The organism is Streptomyces sp. NPDC059524 (genome assembly GCF_042749255.1).
GTDB classification, from domain to species: Bacteria; Actinomycetota; Actinomycetes; order Streptomycetales; family Streptomycetaceae; genus Streptomyces; species Streptomyces xanthii.
Genome location: NZ_JBHYTK010000224.1, coordinates 1 through 10,089 on the forward strand (window position 1 = coordinate 1; position 10,089 = coordinate 10,089).

The following is a 10,089-nucleotide window of genomic DNA, read 5'->3' on the forward strand; positions in this document are numbered from 1 at the left end:
GCGGCCCCCCGGGCCCCCCCGGCGGCCCGCCCCGGGCGGGCACGGGGGGGGTGGGGCAGCCCGCCCGCCCCACCCGCGGGGGCTCCCCCGGTGGTGCTTCCCCACTCCGCGGCAGCCGGAGCGGGAGCCGGTGTCCGCCGCGGGCCAGAGTCTGCCGCGCGCCGGGCGCGATCACATCCCGGACCCCCGGCTTTCGGCAACCGTCCGTGTTGAATCAGTGGCCGGAAGTGACGTGCTCCGGACACCGGAGGCCGTACGCATGGCGGACACCGAAGTTCGGAATGCGACCACTGGCGCGATCTTGTCGACGCAAGTACGGCCGGATGACGGTGACCCGGCAGCCACAGCGAGATCGCTATGCCTGGTTCTCCGCGCTCGGCAGGCGCTCGCCGCAGCGGGAGCAGTACCGCGCCGCCGTGTCGTCGGCCGCGCGGCCGCACTCCGCGCAGACCCGGGGCAGCAGGCACGGCGCCTCGCCACCCTCCGCGGTCACGGCGCCCGGGGCGCGGCGGATCGTCATGCCGGGGCGGCGGCGGTGGGCGGTGAGGTAGACGAGGCCGTCGGGGCCCGCGCTCACGGCTCGCTGTTCGCCGCGCGGGACGAAGGCGAGGACGCCGGGGGCCAACTCCTCGCCGGCGCCCGCCCGGTGGAGCGTTCCGCCTCCGGCGACGACGACGAGGAGTACGTCCAGGTCCGCCTCGACGTGGGCGGTGCCCTGCGTGTCCGGGCGCAGCCGGATCATGTTGGCGTCCAGTTGGCGGGCCGCGCCCTCCAGGCGCCACAGGGCGCCGGTGGCCTCCGGGGCGGCGGTGGCCAGTACGTCGGTGAGGGTGACGTGGGCGGCGGGCATTGTTCTCATTCCTCCCGGAGGGTTGACCGGTCGGCAGCCTACGCGGGGGCGGGCGCGGTTCGGCGCCGTAGCTTCGCCCCTTCGTCGCCGGGTGCCGCCCGGTGGGGGCTTCTCGCGCAGTTCCCCGCGCCCCTGAAATGCACGCCCTTCGGGCGGCATTTCCCCGATGACTGTCAACCGATGGTTGACAGTCGCGCACTGTCAACCTAAGGTTGCCTCCATGACGAATCCGGTCGGCATGAATCAGCCCGTACGCCTCGACGACCTGATCGAGGCCATCAAGAACGTCCACACCGACGCTCTCGAACAACTCCAGGACGCGGTGCTCGCCGCGGACCACCTCGGTGACATCGCGGACCACCTGATCGGCCACTTCGTCGACCAGGCCCGCCGCTCCGGCGCCTCCTGGACGGAGATCGGCAAGAGCATGGGGGTCACCCGCCAGGCCGCGCAGAAGCGCTTCGTGGCCAAGGGCCCCGAGGGCGACCTCGACCCGCAGCAGGGCTTCAACCGCTACACCCCGCGGGCGCGCAACGTCGTCGTCGCCTCGCAGAACGAGGCGAAGGCCGGCGGCCACGGCTCCATCGGCACGGCCCACCTGCTGCTCGGGCTGCTGCACGAGCCGGACGGGCTCGGCGCCAAGGCGATCCGCGCGCAGGGCGTCCTGCTCGACACCGTGCGGCAGGCGGCGACGGCGTCGCTGCCCGAGGGCGACGGCGACGTCCCCGCGCTCATCCCCTTCGACGCGGAAGCCAAGAAGGCGCTGGAGCTGACGTTCCGTGAGGCGCTGCGCCTCGGGCACAACTACGTCGGAACGGAGCACATCCTGCTCGCTCTGCTGGAGCAGGCGAACGGCACGGGCGTGCTCGCCGAACTCGGCATCACCAAGGAGGCGTCCGAGGCCGACATCGCCCAGGCCCTGGAGCAGTACAAGCAGGACGCTCAGGACGCTCAGGAAGGGGCGCAGGGCTGACGGTCCGTCCGGTCCGGCGGCGGCGCGCCACCGGACCGCACACGTCGCCGGGCGTCCGGCTCCCGCCTTCGCCGCGGATGGGAGACTGCTCCCATGACTGACCGCTCTGGAACCCCCGCCCGGCCGGACGACCTCGTGGACCTCGACGAGCTGATCGACGCCTATTACACGAGGGAGCCCGACGTCACGCGCCCCGAGCAGCGTGTCGTCTTCGGCACGAGTGGCCATCGCGGCTCCAGCCTCGACGGCGCCTTCAACGAGAAGCACATCGCCGCGATCACCCAGGCCATCGTCGAGCACCGCACGGCCGAGGGCATCACGGGCCCCCTGTTCATCGGCCCGGACACGCACGCCCTGTCCCGGCCCGCGCTCAAGACCGCCCTCGGCGTGCTGAGCGCGCACGGGGTACGAATCCTGGCGGACGCCCACGACGGCTTCGTTCCGACGCCCGCGCTGAGCCACGCGATCCTGCGCTGGAACGCGACGGGGCCGGCCGACCGCGCCGACGGCATCGTGATCACGCCGAGCCACAACCCGCCGCGCGACGGCGGCTTCAAGTACAACCCCCCGAACGGCGGTCCGGCCGACTCGACGACCACCTCGTGGATCGCGAACCGCGCCAACGAGCTGCTGGAGGACCCCGCGTGGTCCCCGCGCTCGGACGCCGAGCCCGCCTGGGAGCCGTACGACTTCCGTGAGCACTACGTCGCGGACCTGAAGAACATCGTGGACGTGGAGGCGATCCGGGCGGCCGGGGTACGCGTGGGCGCCGATCCGCTGGGCGGGGCGAGCGTCGACTACTGGGCGCGGATCGCCGAGATGTACGGGCTCGACCTCACGGTGGTGAACCCGGAGGTCGATCCGACGTGGCGGTTCATGACGCTGGACTGGGACGGCAAGATCCGGATGGACCCGTCCTCCGCGCCCGCGATGGCCTCGGTCCTCGCGCGGCGGGACGACTACGACCTGCTGACCGGCAACGACGCGGACGCCGACCGGCACGGCATCGTCACCCCGGACGCGGGCCTGATGAACCCGAACCACTATCTGGCCGTCGCCATCCACTACCTGTTCACGCACCGGCCCGACTGGTCGGCGTCGGCGGCCGTCGGCAAGACGCTGGTCTCCAGCGCCGTCATCGACCGGATCGCCGCCTCGCTGGGGCGTGAACTGGTGGAGGTGCCGGTCGGGTTCAAGTGGTTCGTGCCCGGACTGGTCGACGGGTCGGTCGCGTTCGGCGGCGAGGAGAGCGCGGGCGCGAGCTTCGTGCGTACGGACGGCACCGTCTGGACCACCGACAAGGACGGCATCCTGCTGGCCCTGCTCGCCGCCGAGATCACCGCCGTCACCGGCAGGACTCCGTCGGTGTACTACGCGGAACTCGCCGCCGAGCACGGGGCGTCCGGCGCCGCGTACGCCCGGATCGACGCCAAGGCGACCAAGGAGCAGAAGGCCCGCCTGGCGAAGCTCACGGGGGACGCGATCACCGCGGACACCCTCGCGGGCGAGCCGATCACGGCCCGGCTGTCCGAGGCGCCGGGCAACGGCGCGGCGATCGGCGGCGTGAAGGTGACCACGCAGAACGCGTGGTTCGCGGCCCGGCCCAGCGGCACGGAGGACGTGTACAAGATCTACGCCGAGTCCTTCCGCGGGGCCGAGCACCTCGCCCAGGTGCAGGCCGAGGCGCAGGCCATCGTGGACGCGGCGCTGGCGTAGGTCAGGCGCGGGCGGTCTCCGGCAGGCCGGGGACGTCCGCGACGCTGTCCAGGACGTGGGAGTGCGGGTGGGCCTCGAGCTGCTCACGGGTCAGCTGACCGGTGAGCACGCCCACCACGACCCCGGCGCCCGCGTTCGTCCCCGCCTCCAGGTCGACCGCGGTGTCCCCGGCGACGAGCACCCGGCGCACGTCGACGACGCCGGTCTTCTCCATGGCGCGGTGGATCATGTACGGGGCCGGACGGCCGCGGACCACCTCGTCGGAGGTCACGACGGCGTCGAGGTTGCCGCCCTCGCCGGTGGCCCAGCCGAGCGACTCCAGCAGCGGCAGGGCCACGTCGTCGCTGAAGCCCGTGGTGAGCGCGACCTTGACGCCGCGGGCGCGCAGTTCGGCGAGCGCCTTGTCGGCCTGGGCGATCGGCTCCGGCGGCGTCTTCGCGTAGGCCTCGCGCAGGTAGGCGCGGAACACCTCGTACTGGCGCTCCACGAGCGCGGCGTCGGGCGTGCCGCCGCCGATGCGGACGAGCGCGGCGATGGCCTCGCGCTTGTCGGTGCCCATCCAGGTCTGCAGGTCGCTCGCGGCGACGGACGCTCCGGTCGACTCGACGGCGTGGCGCAGCGCCTCGTACACGGCGCCGTGCTCCTCGACGGTGGTGCCGGCCATGTCGAAGACGGCGAGCTCGATCGCGGGGGCGGGGGTCTGGGCGGTCACTCGTTTTCCTCACTCGTGGTTCGGTGCGGTGCGGTGTCGGAGGGGTCGCGTCCGGCGACGGTGCGGCCCCCGACGGTGTTCTCGATGGTGAAGGTGGCCATGGCGGGCAGGTAGCGGTCGTCGGCGTACTCGACCGGTGTGCCGTCGCGGGTGTGGGCGAGCCGGCGGACGCGCAGCAGTGGCTGTCCGGCCTCGACGCCGAGGAGTTCGGCGTCCTCGGGTCCGGCCGCGATGGCGTCGATGGTGTGCCGGGCGTGGTGCAGGTCGACACCGCGCGAGGTCAGGGCCTCGTAGACGGATCCGGCGTCCGGGTCGACGGCGAACAGGTGCAGTCCGGCGTCGAGGACGAACGTGGAGCGCTCGATCATGGCGGGCACGCCGTCGAGGTGCCGGACCCGGACCAGGTCGACGACGGGCGCGCCCTCGTCGAGACCGAGCCGGCCCGCGACGTCGGGCAGGGCGCGGCGGCGGGCCACCTCGACGGTGTACTGCCCGGGGGTGCGCCCGATGGAGTGCGCCCACTGCGTGAACGACATGAGGGACGCGAACGGCTGCGAGGGCGCGATCCTGCGGGCCACCGGCGGGCGGCCGCGGCCGCCCACGAGATGGCCCTCGCCGCGCAGCTGCGCCAGCGCCTGGCGGACCGGTCCGCGCGAGGTGCCGAACTCCTCGCAGAGCTGCGCCTCGGTGGGCACGGGCTGTCCCTCGGGCCACTCCCCCGACGCGATCCGCCGCCGGAACTCGGCCCCGAGCCGCTGGTGCAGCGGCCCGTCATCACTTGTCTTCACAACTCGGAGTCTCGCAGCCCGGCGGCCGGCGAATCAAGGTGGGGCCTGGCGGCCGTCCGGTAAACAGTCGGGAAACTTGTATAGACAACACTTGCCCGGGGTGCCGATCGGTCCGCAGGGTGGTCGGCATGAGCATCGCAACCGCACCCACTCCCGCCCGCTCCTCCCTGCCGGGCACCCGCGCCGATCTCGTGATCGTCGGCGCGGGCATCGTCGGTCTCGCCCACGCCGTCGAGGCGGTCCGGCGCGGACTGAGCGTCACGATCATCGAGCGGGACCTGCGGCCGGTCGGCGCGTCTGTCCGCAACTTCGGGCACTGCTGCGTCACGGCCCAGCGCGGCGAGCTGCTCGACCTGGCACGGCGCTCGCGGACCGGATGGCTGGACGCCGCCGCGAAGGCGGGACTCTGGGCCCCGGAGGCGGGCGCGCTCGTCGTGGCCAGGTCGGCCACCGAGCTGGCCGTGCTGGAGGAACTGCGCGACGAGCGGGGCACGGACGCGGTCCGCATGCGCACCCGCGACGAGGTGGCGGACACGCTCGGCCGCGCCGCGGACGGGCGCGACGACCTGGCCGGCGGCGCCGGTCAACCCCCCGACCCTCGGGTCCACCCCCCGGTGGGGGCGCCCAATCACGCCGCGTGGCTCGCCGCGCAGCCCGGGGTGCACCTGGCCTGGGGCACGAACGTCGTCGGCGTCGAGAGCGGCACCGTCCACACCAGCCGGGGCCCGGTGCACGGCGACCAGATCCTGCTCTGCGTCGGCCACGACCTGGACCGGCTGCGCCCGGCCGAGGCGGAGGCCCACGGCATCCAGCGCTGCCGCCTGTCGATGGCCCGCATCGCCGCGCCGGCCGGCTTCCGCAGCGACGCGGCGGTGCTCACCGCGACCTCGATGCTGCGCTACGACGGCTTCACCGCGATGCCGTCCGCGGCCGCACTGCGGGAGGAAGTGAGCGGGCACAGCGCGGAGTTGCTGGACATCGGCGCCAACGTGATGTTCACGCGGCTGCCCGACGGCACGGTCCTGGTCGGCGACTCGCACGCGTACGACACGACGGAGATCCCCTTCCAGGAGGAGGCCACGAGCCGTCTGCTGCTGCGCGAGGCGGCCCGGGTCCTCGGCGTCGGTCCCGGCGAGGTGCGGGTGACCGAGCGCTGGCAGGGCGTCTACGCGAGCAGCCCGCGCGGTCCGCTGCTGGTCCGCGATCTCGCCCCGGGCGTACGGGCGCTGACGGTGACGTCCGGGATCGGCATGACTCTGTCGTTCGGCCTCGCGGCGGCGACGTTCGACGGGGCACTGCGAACAACTGTGTGACCGGCGTGACGGGCGGGTTAGGATCGACACAGCATCGCGTGCCGGTCACCGTCCGGGTGAGGCATGGAGGTGCCGGAGTTGCCTTCTGGAGGCAATCCATCGTGGCAGTTCAGCTCAATCACACCATCGTCCACTCCCGGGACAACCGGGAGTCCGCCGAGTTCCTGGCGGGCATTCTCGGGCTCACCGCCGGGGACACATGGGGGCCCTTCGTCCCGCTCGAACTGAGCAACGGCGTGACCCTCGACTTCGCGACGATCCCGGCCGACTCGATCGTCGCCCAGCACTACGCCTTCCTCGTCACCGAAGAGGAGTTCGACGCGATCTTCGGGCGGATCCGGGAGGCCGGGCTCACGTACTACGCCGATCCGCGTCTGAAGCGGCCCGGCGAGATCAACCACAACGACGGGGGCCGCGGGCTCTACTTCCTGGACCCGGCCGGCCACGGCATGGAAGTCATCACACGCCCCTACGGCGGGTTCTGAGCGAAGGCCGGGCCGCACCCCTCGGGTGCGGCCCGTGCGGTGCGCGGGTCAGTCCTGGAGCACGCCGAACACGTTCCCGTCCGCGTCCTTGAGCTTCGCCACCCGCCGGGTGCCGCCCACCTCGGTGACGTCCTGGACGACCTCCGCGCCCCGGGCGACCAGGGACTCCACCGCCTTGGTGATGTCGTCCACGGTCCAGAAGCCGACCGGTGCGGTCATGCCGCTCTTGTGCCCGTTGGGGTCGAGTCCGAAATGCTGTCCGGCGACCTCGAAGCCCACGTAGTACGGCTCGTCGACGGCGGGCTGCACACCGAGGAGTTCCGTGTAGAGGGCCTTGGCCGCGTCGAGATCCCGTACGGGCGTGATGACGGTCTTCTGACCGGTGGTCATGGAACGCTCCTTCGTGCCGTGCTGTCAGCTGAAGTCCGTCATGTGGAGCACGAGGAACACCGTGCCCACGACCAGTGAGGCCGCACCCAGCAACCCCAGCGCCAGTGCCGTACGGCGTGCCGGGCGGCAGGCCAGTTCGGCGTCCTCCTGGCGGACCGAGGCCGAACAGGGCAGCACCGCGAGACCGTAGGTCACCAGTCCGGCCGTGCCGACCGTGAGGCCGAGTCCGAGCCATGTCACACCTGCGGACATAAGGGACATGTCTAAGATTCTGGGCCCGCCTCGGCGATCTCGCACTTCCGCCACATGCGTTACCCGGGCACCACCGGTACAACGGGAGGGACAGCACCGTCCCACGGCCGGAGGAGGTCCATGCCGCTCACCCGGGAACAGCGCGAGGAGTTCCTCGCCGGGACGCACCCCGCGTGCCTCGCGGTCGACGCCCGCGACGGACGCGGACCGCTCAACGTCCCGATCTGGTACGCCTACCGGCCGGGCGGCGGCCCGTTCACCGCCGTCACCGGCAGCGACAGCCGCAAGGCACGCCTGCTGGCCGCCGCGGGCCGCGCGACCCTGCTCGTGCAGCGCGTCGAGCCAACGTTCCGTTATGTGTCGGCCGAGGGCCCGGTGCGGCTGCGCACGGCGAGCGCCGAGGACATCGCGGCGGTCGTGGGCCGCTATCTGGCCCCGGACGTGGTGGCGACGTACACCGACAACGCGCTGCGCCGCTTCGGGCCCGAGGGCGTAGCTCTGGTGGAACTGCTGCCGGAGCACTGGCTGAGCGCGGACATCGGGGCGAGCTCCACCCATCCGCCCTCCTGATCCAGACGAAAGGCCCTGGGCCCCGGGCCGACCCTTCACGCCCCGGTTCCCGGTCTCGATAGGCTCGCTCTCCACGTCCTTCCTGGTCACGGAGCCGCCATGTCCCGCCCCCACGTGCTGCTGTCCGCCGCCGTCTCGCTCGACGGCTGTCTCGACGACACCGGCCCGGAGCGGCTGCTGCTGTCCGGACCCGAGGACTTCGACCGGGTCGACGCCCTGCGCGCGGCGAGCGACGCGGTGCTCGTCGGGGCGGGCACCCTGCGCGCCGACCGGCCCCGACTGCTCGTCAACTCGGAGCTGCGGCGCGCCCGGCGGGTCGATGAGGGTCGCCCCGCGTTCCCGCTCAAGGTGACGGTGAGCGCGTCGGGCGCGTTCGACCCGGGGGACCCCTTCTGGACGACGGGCGGCGACCGGCTCGCCTACACGACGGACGAGGGCGCCGGGCGGGCACGGGACCGGCTCGGGGCCGCCGCCGAGGTCGTGGCGCTCGGCCCGGCCGTCGACTGGGCGGCGCTCCTCGACGACCTGGGCGGGCGGGGGGTGCGGCGGCTCATGGTCGAGGGCGGGGCGCGGGTGCACACACAACTGCTGCGGCTCGGCCTCGCGGACGAGCTGCGGCTGGCCGTGGCGCCGACCGTCGTGGGCGAGCCGGACGCGCCGCGCCTGTTCGGACCCGGCGCCTACCCGGGCGGGCCGCGCAGCCGGATGCGGGTGCTCGACACCGAGCAGGTCGGGGACGTGATCGTGACCCGGTACGCGCCGACGGTCCCCGGGACGACGGCGCTGGCGACCCCGGCGGACCGGCACTGGCTGTGGATCGCCTGCGACCTGGCGACGCTGTGTCCGCCGTCCCGGACGGCCTTCAGCGTGGGCGCGGTGGTCGTGGCGGCGGACGGCACCGAGCTGGCCCGCGGCTACTCGCGCGAGGGCGGCGATCCGACCGTGCACGCGGAGGAGGCGGCGCTCGCCAAGCTGGGCTCCGACGAGCCGCGCCTGGCCGGGGCCACCGTGTACAGCAGCCTGGAACCCTGCGCCCGGCGGGCCTCACGGCCCAAGCCCTGCGCCCGGCTGATCGTGGAGGCCGGTGCGGGCCGGGTGGTGACGGCGTGGCGCGAGCCGGACACGTTCGTGCCGGGCGCGGACGGCATCGGGGTGCTCGCCGCCGCCGGCATCGCGGTCGCGGAGGTGCCCGAGCTCGCCGAGGCCGCCATGATCCCCAACAATCACCTGGTCAACCCGGGTACACATAAGTAACAAATAAGTGCAGAATGGATATGCGCGGCTCTGCCGTCCCGACGGTCGGCCCCACCGCGCGACGCGGTCGGACTCGGTGAAAGAGGAGTCGATTTCCATGGCCGACGTTTCCCATCACAGGGGCGATCTCTCGAGTCACCCCGACGTACACGAAATGCGGGACCGGTACGCACGCATGCTCGGTGGCCGCCAAAGCGCGCTCGTGGACGGGCCGGTGTTCCTGCTCGGCCTCTACTGCGCCATCTCCCCCTGGGTCGTGCACTTCACCGCCAACCAGCCCGTCCTCGCCTCGCACAACCTCGTCATGGGGATCGCGATCGCGCTGCTGGGCCTCGGCTTCACGGTCGCACCTGCCCGGATGTCCGGCCTCAGCGCGGCCATCTGCGCGATGGGCGTCTGGATGATCATCTCTCCCTGGGTCGTGGGTGACAGCCCCGACCGCGGCGTGATCATCAACAACGTCATCATCGGCGGCCTCGCGGTGCTGCTGGGCCTGGCGTGTGTCGGCGTCGCGATGAAGAGCGGTCGCGACACCACGGCGTAGGCCCGCGGGCGGGCGAACCAGGACACGTACCCGGTCGACACCCACGCATCCATCCCCGCACTGATCCGTCCCCCACGGATCACACCCACAGATCACAGTCGGTGACCACAACCGGTGATCGCAGCGAATGATCACAGCCGGTGGTCCCCGCTGGTGATCACCCGCACGGATCTCTCTCACGGATCCCTTCCACGGACGGAGAACCCGCGGCGGGGGGGCCCGCCGGACGCACACAACCCCCC

At 72.8% G+C, this 10,089-nt stretch carries 12 protein-coding genes; 7 read left to right on the forward strand and 5 right to left on the reverse strand.

Annotation, left to right across the window (positions count from 1 at the left end):
• Positions 1–355: 355 nt before the first annotated feature.
• Positions 356–859, reverse strand: a complete 504-nt coding sequence (locus ACFW9D_RS36030; RefSeq protein WP_384629342.1) for a hypothetical protein — start codon at positions 857–859, stop codon at positions 356–358.
• A gap of 211 nt (positions 860–1,070) precedes the next feature.
• On the opposite strand from ACFW9D_RS36030, the gene ACFW9D_RS36035 reads away from it, so the two are divergent.
• Together ACFW9D_RS36035 and pgm are read left to right on the forward strand one after the other, a co-directional pair.
• Entirely contained in the window at positions 1,071–1,823 is a 753-nt protein-coding gene (locus tag ACFW9D_RS36035; RefSeq protein WP_384629345.1) for a Clp protease N-terminal domain-containing protein, read from the forward strand.
• Positions 1,824–1,916: 93 nt separating this feature from the next.
• Positions 1,917–3,539, forward strand: coding sequence for a phosphoglucomutase (alpha-D-glucose-1,6-bisphosphate-dependent) (pgm, locus tag ACFW9D_RS36040; RefSeq protein ID WP_384629348.1), 1,623 nt, complete (start codon positions 1,917–1,919; stop codon positions 3,537–3,539).
• 1 nt (position 3,540) lies between these two features.
• Here the strand turns inward: pgm and ACFW9D_RS36045 are convergent, their stop codons facing one another.
• Together ACFW9D_RS36045 and ACFW9D_RS36050 are read right to left on the reverse strand one after the other, a co-directional pair.
• Positions 3,541–4,251: a phosphonatase-like hydrolase gene (locus ACFW9D_RS36045; protein ID WP_384629351.1), complete on the reverse strand. Its 711-nt coding sequence runs from the start codon at positions 4,249–4,251 to the stop codon at positions 3,541–3,543.
• Positions 4,248–5,039 carry a GntR family transcriptional regulator gene (locus tag ACFW9D_RS36050; protein ID WP_384629354.1) on the reverse strand — a complete coding sequence of 264 codons (792 nt, stop codon included), beginning with the start codon at positions 5,037–5,039 and terminating at the stop codon, positions 4,248–4,250. Before ACFW9D_RS36050 ends, ACFW9D_RS36045 begins: the two co-directional genes overlap by 4 nt.
• 128 nt (positions 5,040–5,167) lie before the next feature.
• Here ACFW9D_RS36050 and ACFW9D_RS36055 point away from each other — a divergent pair, with 128 nt between their 5' ends.
• Both ACFW9D_RS36055 and ACFW9D_RS36060 read left to right on the forward strand, forming a co-directional pair.
• Positions 5,168–6,352 carry a TIGR03364 family FAD-dependent oxidoreductase gene (locus ACFW9D_RS36055; protein ID WP_384629357.1) on the forward strand — a complete coding sequence of 395 codons (1,185 nt, stop codon included), beginning with the start codon at positions 5,168–5,170 and terminating at the stop codon, positions 6,350–6,352.
• A 101-nt stretch (positions 6,353–6,453) separates the two neighbouring features.
• Positions 6,454–6,837 carry a VOC family protein gene (locus tag ACFW9D_RS36060; protein WP_188335247.1) on the forward strand — a complete coding sequence of 128 codons (384 nt, stop codon included), beginning with the start codon at positions 6,454–6,456 and terminating at the stop codon, positions 6,835–6,837.
• Positions 6,838–6,885: 48 nt separating this feature from the next.
• Here ACFW9D_RS36060 and ACFW9D_RS36065 read toward each other — a convergent pair whose 3' ends face one another.
• Together ACFW9D_RS36065 and ACFW9D_RS36070 are read right to left on the reverse strand one after the other, a co-directional pair.
• Positions 6,886–7,227, reverse strand: a complete 342-nt coding sequence (locus ACFW9D_RS36065) for a VOC family protein (RefSeq protein WP_188335248.1) — start codon at positions 7,225–7,227, stop codon at positions 6,886–6,888.
• A 24-nt stretch (positions 7,228–7,251) separates the two neighbouring features.
• Positions 7,252–7,488 (reverse strand): hypothetical protein, encoded by a 237-nt coding sequence (locus tag ACFW9D_RS36070; RefSeq protein WP_188335249.1) that lies wholly within the window; start codon positions 7,486–7,488, stop codon positions 7,252–7,254.
• Positions 7,489–7,599: 111 nt separating this feature from the next.
• Here ACFW9D_RS36070 and ACFW9D_RS36075 point away from each other — a divergent pair, with 111 nt between their 5' ends.
• The 3 genes from ACFW9D_RS36075 (at position 7,600) to ACFW9D_RS36085 (ending at position 9,847) form a co-directional block, all read left to right on the forward strand.
• Positions 7,600–8,049, forward strand: coding sequence for a pyridoxamine 5'-phosphate oxidase family protein (locus ACFW9D_RS36075; RefSeq protein WP_384629361.1), 450 nt, complete (start codon positions 7,600–7,602; stop codon positions 8,047–8,049).
• Between the two features lie 99 nt (positions 8,050–8,148).
• The gene (locus ACFW9D_RS36080) at positions 8,149–9,303 is read left to right on the forward strand and encodes a dihydrofolate reductase family protein (protein WP_384629364.1); all 1,155 of its coding nucleotides are present in this window, start codon (positions 8,149–8,151) and stop codon (positions 9,301–9,303) included.
• Positions 9,304–9,400: 97 nt separating this feature from the next.
• Positions 9,401–9,847 carry an SPW repeat protein gene (locus ACFW9D_RS36085; protein ID WP_188335252.1) on the forward strand — a complete coding sequence of 149 codons (447 nt, stop codon included), beginning with the start codon at positions 9,401–9,403 and terminating at the stop codon, positions 9,845–9,847.
• Positions 9,848–10,089 lie beyond the last annotated feature (242 nt).